At 64.2% G+C, this 14,563-nt stretch carries 13 protein-coding genes, 1 tRNA gene and 1 riboswitch; of the genes, 6 read left to right on the top strand and 8 right to left on the bottom strand.

Annotation, left to right across the window (positions count from 1 at the left end; translation table 11 throughout):
* Nucleotides 1–19: 19 nt before the first annotated feature.
* From BM193_RS22880 to ybgC, 8 genes are all read right to left on the bottom strand, one after another.
* Nucleotides 20–95: transfer RNA gene (locus tag BM193_RS22880), tRNA-Lys, on the bottom strand.
* A 67-nt stretch (nt 96–162) separates the two neighbouring features.
* Nucleotides 163–921, bottom strand: coding sequence for a tol-pal system protein YbgF (gene ybgF / locus BM193_RS22875; protein ID WP_092800565.1), 759 nt, complete (start codon nt 919–921; stop codon nt 163–165).
* 131 nt (nt 922–1,052) lie between these two features.
* Nucleotides 1,053–1,577: a peptidoglycan-associated lipoprotein Pal gene (gene pal, locus BM193_RS22870; RefSeq protein WP_092800568.1), complete on the bottom strand. Its 525-nt coding sequence runs from the start codon at nt 1,575–1,577 to the stop codon at nt 1,053–1,055.
* A 40-nt stretch (nt 1,578–1,617) separates the two neighbouring features.
* Nucleotides 1,618–2,895: a Tol-Pal system beta propeller repeat protein TolB gene (gene tolB, locus BM193_RS22865; RefSeq protein ID WP_092800571.1), complete on the bottom strand. Its 1,278-nt coding sequence runs from the start codon at nt 2,893–2,895 to the stop codon at nt 1,618–1,620.
* The gene (gene tolA / locus BM193_RS22860) at nt 2,892–3,908 is read right to left on the bottom strand and encodes a cell envelope integrity protein TolA (protein ID WP_092800574.1); all 1,017 of its coding nucleotides are present in this window, start codon (nt 3,906–3,908) and stop codon (nt 2,892–2,894) included. Before tolA ends, tolB begins: the two co-directional genes overlap by 4 nt.
* A gap of 48 nt (nt 3,909–3,956) precedes the next feature.
* A complete protein-coding gene (locus BM193_RS22855) occupies nt 3,957–4,397 on the bottom strand; it encodes an ExbD/TolR family protein (protein WP_254786378.1) in 441 nt (146 codons plus the stop codon).
* A 15-nt stretch (nt 4,398–4,412) separates the two neighbouring features.
* Nucleotides 4,413–5,102, bottom strand: coding sequence for a protein TolQ (gene tolQ / locus BM193_RS22850; protein WP_092800580.1), 690 nt, complete (start codon nt 5,100–5,102; stop codon nt 4,413–4,415).
* 46 nt (nt 5,103–5,148) lie between these two features.
* A complete protein-coding gene (gene ybgC / locus BM193_RS22845) occupies nt 5,149–5,550 on the bottom strand; it encodes a tol-pal system-associated acyl-CoA thioesterase (RefSeq protein ID WP_092800583.1) in 402 nt (133 codons plus the stop codon).
* A 304-nt stretch (nt 5,551–5,854) separates the two neighbouring features.
* Nucleotides 5,855–5,978: riboswitch (ZMP/ZTP riboswitch) on the top strand.
* Between the two features lie 111 nt (nt 5,979–6,089).
* On the opposite strand from ybgC, the gene glyA reads away from it, so the two are divergent.
* The 6 genes from glyA (at nt 6,090) to BM193_RS22815 (ending at nt 14,330) form a co-directional block, all read left to right on the top strand.
* Nucleotides 6,090–7,337, top strand: coding sequence for a serine hydroxymethyltransferase (gene glyA, locus BM193_RS22840; protein ID WP_092800586.1), 1,248 nt, complete (start codon nt 6,090–6,092; stop codon nt 7,335–7,337).
* A gap of 144 nt (nt 7,338–7,481) precedes the next feature.
* Complete coding sequence (gene nrdR, locus BM193_RS22835) at nt 7,482–7,943, top strand: transcriptional regulator NrdR (protein WP_034759169.1); 462 nt, start codon at nt 7,482–7,484, stop codon at nt 7,941–7,943.
* 263 nt (nt 7,944–8,206) lie between these two features.
* Nucleotides 8,207–8,800 (top strand): type IV pilus modification protein PilV, encoded by a 594-nt coding sequence (gene pilV, locus BM193_RS22830; RefSeq protein WP_092800589.1) that lies wholly within the window; start codon nt 8,207–8,209, stop codon nt 8,798–8,800.
* Complete coding sequence (locus BM193_RS22825; protein ID WP_092800592.1) at nt 8,797–9,759, top strand: PilW family protein; 963 nt, start codon at nt 8,797–8,799, stop codon at nt 9,757–9,759. The genes pilV and BM193_RS22825 overlap by 4 nt, the downstream gene beginning before the upstream one ends.
* 12 nt (nt 9,760–9,771) lie before the next feature.
* Nucleotides 9,772–10,431 carry a pilus assembly PilX family protein gene (locus BM193_RS22820; RefSeq protein ID WP_254786377.1) on the top strand — a complete coding sequence of 220 codons (660 nt, stop codon included), beginning with the start codon at nt 9,772–9,774 and terminating at the stop codon, nt 10,429–10,431.
* Nucleotides 10,428–14,330: a pilus assembly protein gene (locus tag BM193_RS22815; RefSeq protein WP_092800598.1), complete on the top strand. Its 3,903-nt coding sequence runs from the start codon at nt 10,428–10,430 to the stop codon at nt 14,328–14,330. The genes BM193_RS22820 and BM193_RS22815 overlap by 4 nt, the downstream gene beginning before the upstream one ends.
* Nucleotides 14,331–14,563 lie beyond the last annotated feature (233 nt).

Genomic DNA, 14,563 nt, shown 5'->3' with positions numbered 1-14,563 from the left:
GATCAGTACTGCGTATTCGTGGTAGGCCGTGCGGGATTCGAACCTGCGACCAACGGATTAAAAGTCCGCTGCTCTACCAGCTGAGCTAACGACCCGAAGAAGAAAGATTATAGGGGGTGCCCGGGGTTCTGTCAAACCTAACGGGCAACTTTTTCCCCGGTTTTACTTTTTACCGGCCCGTTCCTTGGCCGTTTGCGCGGCGCTGGAGTCCGGATAGCGCGCGATCAGTGCGTTCAGGGTCTTGGTGGTATTGGCCTTGTCTTTCAGTTCCGTGTAGCAGCTGGCGATGTTGAGCATGGCATCGGCCGCCTTCGGGCTGTCCGGGTAGTTCTTCACGACGGCTTGCTGGGCGCTGATGGCGCTCTTGCAGTCGCGCTGGGCGTAATACGCGTTGCCCAGCCAGTATTGCGCGTTGGCCGCGTAGGCCGAGTCCGGGTAGCGCTTGACGAAGGCGTCCAGCGCCGTGGCGGCGCCCTTGTAGTCGCCCGATTTGAACAGGGCCAGCGCCGCTTCATATGAACTTTGCTCGGACACCCCGACGGCCGCTTCCTGGCCGTCGATGGTGACCTGGCGCGGTTCGAGCTTGCGCAGGCGCGCGTCGAGGTCGGTGTAGAAATCTTTCTGGCGCTTTTGCACATTGGCCAGGTCATTGCCCAGCACTTCGATCTGGCCGCGCAGGCGGGCGATTTCCTGCATGGTCTGGTCGTGCTGGTTGAGCATGGCGAGGGTACTGGTCTTGTCCGCCTTGGTATCGATGCGGCTGTTCATGTCGCGTGATAGCGCGTCGACTTTCGAGCGCAGCTCCAGGATGGCCTTGCGTGCTTCGTCGTCGTCGAACAGGGCTGCGTTGGCGTGCAGGGGCAGGGCGGCGAAGGCGGCCAGCAGGGCGGCGGCGAGGCCGGCTTTCGAGAATGTCATCATGAGTCGGGCTTTCAAAAGTTACGCATACATGCAAACGGGGCGCCGGGCGGTAATCCGCGCAGCGCCCCATTATTATGCCTATGACTGGCCAGTTAGGTAAGCGTCTATCTTGCCGCGCCTACCGCTGTACATCAATAAACGATGTCAGCGCGGCGGTTTTCTGCCCATGCTGCTTCGTTGTTGCCTTGTGCCTTAGGCTTTTCTTTACCGAAGGACACAGCTTCCATCTGGCTGTCGGACACGCCCAGGGCAGCCATCGACTTGCGCACGGCTTCGGCACGTTTCTGGCCCAGGGCCAGGTTGTACTCGGCGCCGCCGCGATCATCGGTGTTGCCTTGGATGATGACTTTGCGCGATGGGGTTTTCACCAGGTAGGCCGCGTGGTTTTGCACCACTGGCGTTTCCGATTCACGCACGACGTATTTGTCGAAATCGAAGTACACGCTGCGGTTGGCCAGCACGCCTTTTGGATCGTTCAGCGGATCGACGACTTCAGCGACAACGGTGTTGACGGCGCGCGTGTCCGGTGCTGGAGGCGCGGTTTTTTCAGGAGCGCGCTCGACGACTGGGGTTTCTGCCAGTTTGACAGGGGTGCTGCAAGCCGACAACAGGGCTGCAGTAGCTGCGATGAAAGCTAAACTTTTAAAGTTACTCATTTTTATTCTCCGGGTCGTGGTTAAGGTAAAACGTACTGCATTACTTCATGAAAGGACCCCAGGTGGGCTCCTTGATATTGCCAGCTTGCGTGGTCAGACGCTGCTTGACGCGACCATCCACCGAAACCACCGCCAACGACTTGCGTCGTCCGGATTCGGTCGCGTACATGATATATTTCCCGTTGGGCGAGAAGCTCGGTGATTCGTCGTTGGCGGTGTCCGACAGGCGCAGGTCCTGGCCACTAGCCAGGTCGAGCGCGTAGAGCTGGAAATTGCCGTCGCGACGGGAAATATAAGCGAGTGTCTTCCCGTCGGGGGAGACCCGCGGGCTGGTATTGTAGGAGCCGCCAAACGTCACGCGCTTGGCTTCGCCGCCATTGATGGGCATGCGGTAGATTTGTGGTCCGCCGCTGCGATCGCTGGTGAAGTAGATGCTTTGGCCATCGGCCGAGAATTGTGGTTCCGTATCGATGCCGCTGCTGGTGGTCAGGCGGCGCAAGCCACCGCCATCGGCGTTCATGATATAGACCTGGGTATGGCCGTCGCGCGACAGGGCCACGGCCAGGCGCGTGCCGTCCGGGCTCCAGCTGGGCGCTGAATTGCTGCCTTTTTCGTTCGATACGATGGTGCGCTGGCGCGTCACCAGGTTTTGCACGTAGACGATGGGCTTGCGTTTTTCAAACGACACATACGCCACCTTGGTGCCGTCTGGCGACCAGGCGGGCGAAATGATCGGCTCGTTCGAGCGCAGGGCCACCTGGATGCCTTCGCCATCGGCGTCGGCCACTTCCAGGCGGTATTCGCGGCCCGATTGCGTGACGTAGGCGATGCGCGTGGAAAACGCGCCCTTGGTGCCCGTCAGCTTTTCATAGATGTCATCGGCGATCTTGTGCGCCAGCAGGCGGTTGAACTGCGGCGCGGCCGCATTGTTCATGCTCGACAGCTGCGTGCCCTTGATGGTGTCGAACAGCTTGTAGCGCACGTCCAGGCGGCCGTCGGCCATGGTTTGCACGCTGCCGGCCGCCAGCGCGTCGGCGCCGCGCGACTTCCACTGGTCGTAGCTGACGGGCGCCGTTTCGGCGATGGCCGTGTCGGCATCGATCAGCTTGAACACGCCGCTGCGCGTCAGGTCGGCCTTGATGATGGACGACAGCGGTTGCGGCGCCGCCGATTCATTGACGAAGTTGGCGATGGCGACAGGAATCTGGTTGCTGCCGATACCGGTAATTTCCACGCGCAGCTGCGCCTGGGCGCCGGCTGCGCCCAGCATCAGGCTGGCGCAGAGCACGACATAGCTCATTTTTTTCATGGTCATCATTTAGGCAAATCCTTCATCTCGAATATGAGTTCAATCTCGCGTTCCACAGTGCCGTCTTTTTTCTTCGGCAGTGGCGACGATTTATTAATGGCGTTTTCCACCGCGCTGTCATACGCCGGCAGTCCGCTACTTTTTATCTTTCGGACCGAAATAATTTCCCCAGTTGGCAATTGCTCGATCTTGAACACGGCGCGCGGGTTGCCCGGCACGTCCGTGCTGCCGCTATACGCGAGGTTGCCCTTGATCTTGCTCGTCAGGGCAGCGACATAGCCGCTGTCCTTGCGTGGCGCGGTCGCTTTCGCGGCCGTGCCCGTCGTACCCGTGCCGACGGCGCCCGTGATGCGGCTCATTTCGGCGGCGCGTGCCTTGTCGGCGGCTTTTTTCTCTTCCGCCGCTTTCTTCGCCTTGGCGGCTTTTTCCGCCGCGGCTTTCTTGTCCGCCAGTTCCTTCTCGGCTTTTTCTTCCGCTTTCTCTTTTTCCTTGGCCAGCTTGGCTTTTTCCAGCTTGTCAGCCTTCTCTTTTTCCAGCTTCTCGGCCTTGTCTTTCTCTTTCTGCTTCTGTTTTTCCAGTTCGCGCTTTTCTTCCTCGCGTTCCTTCTGTTCCTGCTTGCGGCGCTCTTCCGCCGCGGCCTTGTCTTTTTCTTCCTTCAGCTTGGCCTTCTTGCGTGCGAGGGCGATTTCCGCTTCGCGCAGGTCGACCTTCGGCTCGGGCGCCGCCACGGGCGGCGGTGGCGGCGGGGCGGGCTGCTCCACTACCGGCTCCGGCGGCGGCGCCGGGGTGGGTTCCGGCTCGGTAGTCACTTCGGGCGCCGGCGCGGCCGTCTGCACCTGCATGTCCCACACTTCCGCTTCCACGGCGACCGGCTCCGTACTTTGCCAGTGTACGCCCACCCACAGGAAAAACAGCAGGCCAAGGTGCATCGCCAGCGCCAGGCCCAGCGAGGGCCAGCGGCTGCGTTCGCGCGGCACGCTGTAGGGCTTGCCGAGTACATGGTCGATTTGTTTGGTCTGCAAAGTCTAGTCTATCTAAAAACGGTCAAGTCTGGAGTCGGGGTGCTGCGCTTACTTGGTGGCCAGGCCAACGCGGGTGATGCCCATCTTCTTCGCTTCCGAAATCAGCTGGATCACGTCGTCGTATTTGCTGTCCTTGTCGCCCGCGATCATCACGGGATACTCCGGATTGGTTTCATGCAAGCCGCGCAGCTTGCGCAGCAGGGCGTCGCGGTTCGGCTCCGTTTCCGGCGCCAGCTGTTCCTTGCCAATCAGGCCGATCGACAGCGAACCATTCGGTTTCAGCACGATCTGAATATAGTCGTCGGGCGGTTTCGCCGACTTTTCCGCGTTGGGCAGGTTCACCACGCTGGGATTGTTCGACGACGGCATCACCATGAAAATGATCAGCAGCACCAGCATCACGTCGATGTATGGCACGACGTTGATTTCCGACTTGAACTTGCGGCCGCGGCCACCGCGCATGCCGCCACTATTGAATGAGGAACCCATGGGCAGTGCTCCCTCTTAGCGCGACTGGCGCTGCAAGATGTTCGAGAATTCCTCGACGAAGCTCTCGAAGCGGATCGCCAGGCGGTCGATGTCGTGCGAAAAACGGTTGTAGGCGACGACGGCGGGAATCGCCGCGAACAGGCCGATGGCGGTGGCGATCAGCGCTTCGGCAATACCGGGCGCGACGGCGGCCAGGGTGGCTTGCTGCACGTTGGCCAGGCCGCGGAAGGCGTTCATGATGCCCCATACGGTACCCAGCAAGCCGATGTACGGCGAGACGGAGCCGACGGAAGCGAGGAAGGCCAGGTGCGATTCGAGCGCGTCCATTTCGCGCTGGAAGGCGGCGCGCATGGCGCGGCGGGCACCGTCGAGCACGGCACCGACGTCCAGCGCTTCGCGCGAACCGTAGGACGCCTTGCCCTTGATGAATTCGCCCATGCCGGCGTCGAAGATGCGGGCCAGCGCGCCGCTCTGGTCGCGGTTGCCGCTGGCGCTCTGGTGCAGCGCATGCAGGTTGCCGCCGGCCCAGAAGCTACGTTCAAATTCGATGGTCTGCTTGCGCGCCTGGCGCACGGCAAACATCTTGCGGAAAATATAGGTCCAGCTGGTCAGGGAAATCAGCAGCAACAGGGCCATGATCAATTGCACGATCAGGTGGGCATTGGTGATGAGCGCGAGGAAAGAAAGATCTTGTGTAACGTTCATTGGCAGGCAGTCTGTTGGGTGAATTGTCCGGGGTGGCGGGTGGGGCTCAGGCGGCGCGCATGCGGGCCGCCACGGCATCGGGCACGGCGCGCGGGCGCAGTGCCGAATCGACGCAGCCGATCTTGACGCGGGCCGTGTTGAGCAGGCTGTCGCCGCACCAGGCTTGTTGCAGGAAAACGATGGAGGCGCGCCCCATTTTTTCTATGCTCAGGGTTAATCTTAACGTGTCATCGAGCCTGGCTGGCGCATGATAGTCGGCGTTGACGCTTTTGACAACGAACATCGCGTCGTGCTGTTCCAGCAATTCCTGCTGGCCCACGTCGATGGCGCGCAGCCATTCGGTGCGCGCGCGCTCGAAGAATTTCAGGTAGTTTGCGTAATAGACGATGCCGCCGGCGTCGGTGTCTTCATAGTAGACACGTACGTTCCAGGTAAAGACTGAAGGCATGTTTATTGCGCCAGTAGTGAGATTGAGCAACATTTTACGCGATTTTTCTTGTTGTGACTGTGGGCGCTTGCTGGAAAGCCATGTAAAAGCAGCATGCAAGTTGCACCGCAGCATTGTAGATCCGGGGTGCGCAATGGCAAGCTTCGTAACATACGCTTACACGCCCTGGCCAGGTTTAAGTTCAGCTTAAGAACTGGCGCCCGCGCCCGGGGCGCGCCCGGGCCGTTGCGGCGCGCGGCGATTATAGCCGCACCGTTGCATTCCTTGCTCAATTTGGGCACTTAACTTACAATTTGATTTCCATTACGTCTCACGTGACTGGCGAAAAGTCGGCGATCAGCCTGAATGGCGATCGGCAAACCGGCGAAAGGTGGGCATCCACCGGGAAACGTGAGATTTTTCATCAGCCGTTCGCCTGGGTAGCCACTATGGAAAAGCACGAAGAGGCTGCCTGTCCAATGTTGTTATTCACTTAACGCCGGCTCCCCTCATTCGATCCAACCTGCCAGTACAAGCACCCTCATACTTGGAGTTTTTACATGTTTGCAAAAGATCACAACCTCGCCAACGTCGATCCGGAACTGTTCGCCGTCATTCAAAAAGAAAATACGCGCCAGCACGACCACATTGAACTGATCGCGTCGGAGAACTACACGTCGCCAGCCGTAATGGAAGCGCAAGGCTCGCAGCTGACGAATAAATATGCCGAAGGCTATCCAGGCAAGCGCTACTACGGCGGCTGCGAATACGTCGACGTCGCCGAGCAACTGGCCATCGACCGCGTGAAACAGCTGTTCGGCGCCGAATGCGCGAACGTGCAGCCGAACTCCGGTTCGCAGGCGAACCAGGGCGTGTTCTTCGCCATGCTGAAACCGGGCGATCTGATCATGGGCATGTCGCTGGCCGAAGGCGGCCACCTGACCCACGGCATGCCGCTGAACATGTCCGGCAAGTGGTTCGACGTGGTCTCGTATGGCTTGACGGCGGAAGAAGACATCGACTACGACGCCATGGAACGCCTGGCCCGCGAGCGCAAGCCAAAGCTGATCATCGCCGGCGCGTCCGCGTTCTCGAAAAAGATCGACTTCGAACGCTTCAGCAAGATCGCCAAGGAAGTGGGCGCCTACTTCATGGTGGACATGGCCCACTACGCGGGCCTGATCGCGGCCGGCCTGTACCCGAACCCGGTGCCGTTCGCCGACTTCGTCACCTCGACCACGCACAAATCGCTGCGCGGCCCGCGCGGCGGCATCATCCTGATGAAGGCCGAGCACGAAAAAGCCATCAACTCGGCCATCTTCCCTGGCATCCAGGGCGGCCCGCTGATGCACGTGATCGCCGGCAAGGCCGTCGCCTTCAAGGAAGCGCTGAGCCCTGAGTTCGTCGAATACCAGAAGCAAGTGATCAAGAACGCCGACGTGCTGGCGAAGACCCTGATCAAGCGCGGCCTGCGCATCGTGTCCGGCGGCACCGAGTCGCACGTCATGCTGGTCGACCTGCGCGCCAAGAACCTGACGGGCAAGGAAGCCGAAGCCATCCTCGGTTCCGCGCACATCACCTGCAACAAGAACGGCATCCCGAACGACCCGCAAAAGCCATTCGTCACCTCGGGCATCCGCCTGGGCAGCCCGGCGATGACGACGCGCGGTTTCAAGGAAGCGCAAGCGGAAGAAGTGGGCAACCTGATCGCCGACGTGCTGGACAATCCGCATGACGCCGCCACCATCGAGCGCGTCAAGGCGGCCGTAAAAGTGCTGGCCGATGCGCACCCTGTGTACGCTGCTTAAGAGACTGTCCAGAATGTGTCATACAGAGTAAGATTCTGTCTGACACATTCCAGTTCTGCCCAAGGGCGTCCGGAGTGATTCGGGCGCCCTTTGTACAAGGGCGGCGATTTTCCGTCATTAACTACTATAAAGCTGTCCCGCCCCATGAAATGTCCATTTTGCCAGCACGGCGACACCCAGGTTCTCGATACGCGCGTATCGGAGGAAGGGGATGCCATCCGTCGGCGCCGCCGCTGCGGCAAATGCGACAAGCGTTTCACCACCTACGAGCGCATTGAACTTATCATGCCGGCCGTCGTCAAAAAGAATGGCAGCCGGACGGAGTTCGCTGCGGATAAGTTGCGCGGCAGTCTGATGCTGGCCTTGCGCAAGCGCCCCGTCGCGGCCGCCTCCGTGGATACGGCCATCGCCTCCATCCAGGAAAAACTGCTGACCAGCGGCTTGCGCGAAGTCGATTCCGGCTATATCGGCGAGCTCGTCATGCAGGAACTCAAGCGCCTCGACAAGATCGCGTATATCCGCTTCGCGTCCGTGTACAAGAATTTCGAAGACCTGGCCGAATTCCAGGATGCGATTGCCGAAGTGGGGCAGGCCCGCAAGCCCTGACGCTTCTGCCGTAACGGGGCGGAGCGTCCACCGCGTTACGGCGCGTTTGATCGGCCCGTTTTCCGTTTTCCGTTTCCCGTTTTCCCCCGTTCCCGCTCACCACGCCAGCGTTCGCCTGGCAAGCCGCCTGATCAATTCCAGCGCCGTTCTTTGCTGCTTATCGCCGGACTGTTTGCGCTCGCGCAGACCGGAGTGCGCTAGCGCGCCTATCTTGTAGCTGGGCCGCCGGTTCCTGCGACTCTTTCCGCGGAAGGGAGCACCTCATGCGCAACGGCGGTCGCGCCTATCGTTTGCCCGGTGGCAGCAGCCTGGTCGAGGTACTGGTGTCGCTGCTGCTGTTGGCGCTGGGCCTGCTGGGCGCCAGCATCCTGCAACTGACCTCCCTGCGCGCGCGCCATGAATCGGCGCTTCTGTCGGCGGGGACGCAACTGGCCGCCGGCATGGCCGAACGCATGCGCGCGAATAGCGCACTCATGTATGGCCCCGATGCGGGCAATCCCTATCTTGGCGTGTCCTATGTGGCACCGGCGGATGGCGCCGCGCCTGGCGGCGGCGCGGTGGCCTGTTTCGGCATTGCCGCCTGCAGTGCGGCGCAGCTGGCGCAATTCGATATCGCCGAGTGGAAGCAGCAGCTGCATGCCGCCTTGCCCGGCGCGCGCGTGCAGGTCTGCCGCGACGCGCAAGCGTGGGACGGCGCGGCGCAAGGCTGGCACTGGAGCTGCAGCGGCGGCAAGGGCGCCCCCGTCGTCATCAAGCTGGGCTGGCGCGGCCGCCAGCCCGATGGCCAGGCGGCCGTGAATGGGGCGGGCGAGTCGCTGCCCAGGGTGGTGTTGCAGCTGGGGGGAAGCGGGGCATGAGAATCGCACGTCGTCGCGGCATGAGCCTGGTCGAACTGCTGCTGGCCTTGTCCCTGGGCGCCATGCTGATGCTCGCGGCCAGCGCCGTGCTGCTGGCGGCCAGCGGCAGTTACGCCGGCCAGTCCGCCGGCGCGCGCCTGGACGACAACGGCCGCTATGCGCTCGACACCATCGCCCGGGCCGTGCGCCAGACGGCGTACGTGAACTGGGACAGCAGCGCCGCGCCGCTGTTCCAGGCCGACCACGACAGCGCGAACATCGCCGGCCTCGACGCGCACGGCCTGGGCAAGAATAGCGAGGGCATCAGCCAGCCACTGGCCGATGCCATGCACGGCAGCGACGTGCTGGCCTTGCGCTATGACGGCGCCGGCGCGAACGAGGGTGGCGACGGTTCCATCCTTAACTGCGCCGGCTTCGGCGTGGGCGCCGCGCAGTCGGAGGCGCAGCGGGGCTGGAGCATTTTTTATGTTGCGCAAGGCGCCGATGGCGACGGGGAACTGCGCTGCAAATACCGCGGCGCGAATGGCTGGGGCGCGGACGCCATCATCCGCGGCGTGGATGGCTTTCAGGTGCTGTACGGCCTCGATACGGATACGCCGCCCGATGGGGTGGCGAACCAGTATGTCAACGCCACGCTGCTTGACGCCGCCGACGCGGCGCTGCTGCTGGCAGGGGAAACGGCAGCGGAACGCCAGCGCGACTTGCACCGCCGCACGCACTGGAAACGCATCGCCGGCGTGCGCGTGGCCCTGCTGCTGCATGGCGAGACGGGCGCGGCGGCCAAGTTCGAGGACATGGGGCCGGCGCAGTTCGACCTGTTTGGCAAGGACTATACCCAGACGTCCGGCGCCAATGATCCCGGTGTGCATATCCTGCGCACGGCCTTTCCGGCCGCGCAGCAGGGACGACGACGGCACGTCGTCCAGACCAGCATCCTGCTGCGCAACGGGCCGGGATAGGGGATGCGCGCCATGGCCAGCCATCATGCCGGGCCGCGGCGCGAGGGCGGTGCCACCCTCGTGTATGTGCTGTGCCTGCTGATCGTCATCTTGCTGCTGGGCGTGTCGGCCGCGCAGATGGCCTTGCAGGGTGAAAAGGCGGCGCGTGGCGGGCGTGACCGGCATGTCGCGTTCCAGGCGGCGGAGGAGGCATTGATGGATGCGCAGAACGATATCGAAGGCTTGCCCGGCGCGCCGGGGCGCAGCGGCCTGTTCGCCCCCGGCAGTGCGGCGGGATTTGCGGCCGGCTGCGGCGATGGGCTTGGTGCGGGTGGCGAGCTGGGCTTGTGCCTGCCCGCGGCCCCAGGCGCGCCGGCGCTGTGGTTGAGCATGGAACTGGATGCCGCCGGCGCGGCCAGTGGAAGCGGCGCCAGCCGTTCGGTGCCATATGGACAGTTTACGGGCGCGCTCATGCAGACGGGGCAGGGTTTCCTGCCATCGCGCCGGCCCCGCTACATCATCGAACTGCTGCCGTTTCACCCGCCCGGCGAAGAGGCGGGGGCGGCGGCTGGCAGCCTGGGCACGGAAAATTATGTGTACCGCATCACGGCCATCGGTTTTGGCGCGCAGGACAGCACGCAAGTCGTACTGCAAAGTTACTACCGCAAGCAGGCTGCGGGGGCGGTGCCATGACGGCGCGCCGCTTCGTCTGGCGGGGCGCCGGCCGCGCATGCCTGGCACTGGCGGCTTGCCTGGGCTGCGGCGCTGCCATTGCCGCCGCAGCCGCCACGCCCGCAGTGGATTTGGCGCGCGCCGACGTGGGCCTGTATGGCGCGAGAGTGCCGCCGAACCTGCTGCTCAATCTGTCGCTCACGCATGCGGCCGCCGCTGCGGCCCATGGCGGCGACTATGCGCCGCAGCGCGACTACGCCGGCTACTTTCATGCGCGCATGTGCTACAGCTATCCATATCGCAGCAAGGATGGCGTCATGCTGCCGGACTTGCGCGTAGCGACCGCTTACTTCTCCGTGTCGAAGCGGGCTGACGCACTGCACGGCTGCGGCGGCGACAGTTTCAGCGGCAATTTTCTGAACTGGGCCAGCGCCAGCATGCTCGATATCGTCCGCTATGCCTTGACGGGGGGCGAGCGGGTCATCGACGAGGTGCGCAAGACGGTGCTGCAGCGCGCCTATCTGCCCGATGGCGGGGGCGGCCCCGATTTTTTCTCGCATCCCGTGTATTTTCCGCGCAAGGTCCTGCACGAAGGCGTGGCGGCCGCGACACCATTCAGCCTGGCGCAACTGGCCATCGTTTCTTGCCGCAACCGCCTGCTGTTTGGTGATGGCAGCTTGCCCCTCGACGCCAGCTGCGAGGCGCCCGGTGCCGCCGGCAAGCATGGCGTGTTCCTGGCGCGCGTGCGCGTCTGCGATGCAGACGAGGGACCGGTGCGCGCCGACTTGTGCATGGCCTATGGCAAGAACTACAAGCCGGTGGGGGCGATCCAGCGCCATGACGGCAGGGTGCGCGTGGGGGTCTTCGGCCACCTGAACGCCGCGCCGTCCAGCGCCGGTCCCGTGTATGGCGGCGTGCTGCGCGCACCGCTGGCGCATGTGGGACGGCAGCGCTGGCTGGCGCCCGATTTCCTGCCGCAAGACAATGCTGACGCCGAGTGGTATGCCGCCAACGGCATGTACGCGGAGCATGGCGGTGGAGTGACCGCTTACATCAATGGCCTGGGCCGCAGCCATGCCGAACGCCCTGGAGCGTACGCGGCGGTGGCGCCGCTGGCCGAACTGCTATACGAATCCTTGCGCTACCTGCAGGGCCGGCAAGCCAGCGCCGTGTTGCCAGCGGCCATGCCACCGCCCGCTGTCGATGACGGCTGGCCCGTCGTGAGCCCATGGAGCGATCCGCAGCTGGCCAGTTGCCAGCGCCACGTCGTCGTCACCGTGGGCGACGCTGGCATGGCGGGCGACCGTTACGTGCCTGGCAATGTCCCCGTGCATACCGGCTCCGCCGGGGGCGCTGACATTGCGCGCGCCGCGGACACTTTTTCCTCGCCGGCGCTGGACGCGATGGCCTGGACCCGTGCGGTGGGCAAGCTGGAAAGCGAAGGCGGGCAGGGCAATCCCGCGCCGCAGCCTGAACTGGCGGGGCTGGAGGCGCTGGCCGATGGCGCGGGTGGTGCCAGCTATCATGCGGCGGGCTTGGCGTACTGGTCGCATGTCAAGGCGCTGCGCCCTGGCGGCAAGGCAGGCGGCGCCGTCGCGGCAACGTTTGAGCCGCTGCTGCAGCATTATGCGGGCGACTTGCGCCCCGGCGATCCTGCTGCCGCGCCGCTCTCCACGCCCCTGCTGCTGGCGGCCAAGTATGGCGGCTTTGCCGATACGAATGGCGATGCCAATCCGTACAAGAGTGGCACGGGCGACGCGAACGCGGAGTGGCGTGGCGGACGCTGGCCGGAGCATTACTTGCCGGGCAGCGATCCTGCCGCCCTCATCGCCGGCCTGCGCGCCGCGTTCGTGGCGGCCGACAAGGGTACTGGCGTAGCGGCGCTGGCTGGTCCGTCGCTGATGGCGCTGGCCGGCGGCGCGGAAGAAGCATACTGGTTTCAGACGCAGCTGCGCCTGGCGGATGGCGGCATGAGCGTGTCGCGCAGCGCCTTCGCGCTGGGTAGCGACGGCGCCCTGGCGGCGGGCAAGACTTTGTGGCGGACGGGCGAGCGAAATGATGCGGGGCCGGGCGACGCGCCGGCAGCCTTGCGCCCCGTATATACGCTCGATGGTCAGGGCGCATTGACGCCGCTGGCGTGGAAACAACTCGATGCAGAGCAGCGCGCGCTGTTCGACGGCGGTAGCGGCGGCCAGGGGGAGCAGCGCCTCGATTATGTACTGGGAAATCGAAGCCATGAGGTGGGCCAGCCGGGCGGCTTTTTGCGGCGCCGTTCTGGCAGCCTGGGCGCCGCGCCGCATGGCAATCTGGTCCATGTGGGCGCGCCGGGGCTGGGCATGTCCGGGCCTGGCTATGGCGTGCACCGCCAGATGTTGCTGCAGCGGCGCAAAATGCTGTATCTGGGCGCCAATGATGGTTTGCTGCATGCCTTCGATGCGCGCACGGGCAAGGAATGGTTTGCCTATCTGCCGCAAGCGCTGCTGGGCGCTGCTGCCGCCACGGCGAGCACTCACTACAGCCCGGGTCCCGTGCTGGACGGCGCCGCCGCCACGGCGGAAGTGCTGGCGCTGGGGCGCTGGAAGACGGTGCTGGCGTCGGGCATGGGCGGCGGGGCACAGGGCGTATTCGCGCTCGATATCACCGACCCGGCCCGCTTCGCGCAGGACGGCGCACTGTGGGAATTTACGGACCGCGACGACAAGCTCATCGGCAATGTGCGCGGGCCGCCGGGCTTTGCCCGCATCAACATGGGCGGCAAGGAGGGCGCGCTGGCTTACCGTGACTTTGTCGTGGTCGGCAGTGGCTACAACAACCACGTGGATGATGGCAAGGAAACGACGGCACCCGCTTCCAGCGCCGCCGTCTTCCTGCTGGCGCTGGACAGGCCGCCTGACACGCCGTGGCTGTTGGGCAGCAATTACTTCCGCTTGAAAGTCCCCGTGGCCGGCGGCGGCGATGCCGGCCATGATGCCGGCGCGGACGCTGCGGCGGTGGCTGTCTCCCATGCGCTGGGACCGCCCGCGCTGGTGCCGGGGGAGGATGGCGCGCTGGCCGTCCTGTACGCGGGCGATTTGCAGGGCAATATCTGGCGTTTCAGGATGGCTGGCGGGCCGCCGTGGAACGATGGCGTGGTGCGCAAGCTGGTCTTTGTCGCGCGCGATGCGCAGGGGCGCCGCCAGCCCGTGACCCAGCAAATCAAGGTGGCGCATGCGCCGGGCGGCGGTTATCTGTTGCTGTTTGGCACGGGCAAGCTGGTCGAGGCCGCGGATGCCTGGCCAGGCGCCTTCCTGTCGCAGGCCTTGTATGCCGTTCACGATGACTTGCAGGAACAGTCCGCCACGCGCAGCCGCGCCGACCTGGAACCGCGCCACCTGGCCGAGGCGCCAGGCGGCATGAGCGTCGATGGCGCCGCGTTGCGCTACACGGGCGACGACGCCAGGCATGGCTGGTACGTCGATTTCATCCATGCCGCGCAAACGGGCGAGCGCAGCGTGCATAGCCCCGTGCTGGCGGGCGGCAAGGTGCTGTTCAATACCGTCCTGCCGGGGCGCGACGCGTGCGCCCGGCCAGCCACGCGCCTGTATGCGCTCGATGTGCTGAGTGGCTTTGCCGCCGATGGCGCGGGCCTGGTGCAGCCGGGAGCGGTCACGGGAAGTGTGTTCGACGGCCTGGCGCGCGCGCCGCCGCTGGTGCTGGAAGTGGGCAGCAGTGTCGGCGCCGTCACGGCGGCGGGGCGTGCCGAAGGGCGCAAGCAGCTGGCCGTGCTGCAACCCGGCTTGCCAGGCACGGTGAACGAGACGAGCGGGGTAATCAATGCCGTCAAGGTGGTCAGTGCGGCATTGCCGGCGCGACGCATCAGCTGGCGCGAAGTGGCGAACTGGAGGGAGTTGCACGAAGCTGCCGAGAAAAAAGTGCCGTGAATGGCATGCGAGGGAAGGTGATGGATCGCCAAACGGCAGGCAGTCCGCAAGTGGCCGGTCAGTAAGGGCCTATTCAGCGCCTATTCAGCGGCAATTAGGCCGCGATTAGGTCGCAATTAGGTCGCAATTCGGCGGCAATTAGGCGGCAATTAAGCGCTAACTGCGCGGTCATTGCGTGCTAACTGCGCGGCAACTGCGTGCCAACTGAGCGGCAACGATATCGGGTAGTCCGG

Origin of the sequence: Janthinobacterium sp. 344 (assembly GCF_900112025.1) — a bacterium.
Taxonomy (GTDB): domain Bacteria; phylum Pseudomonadota; class Gammaproteobacteria; order Burkholderiales; family Burkholderiaceae_D; genus Janthinobacterium.
Note: the sequence above shows the minus strand (reverse complement) of the source record. Positions and strands in the feature narration are given on the sequence as shown.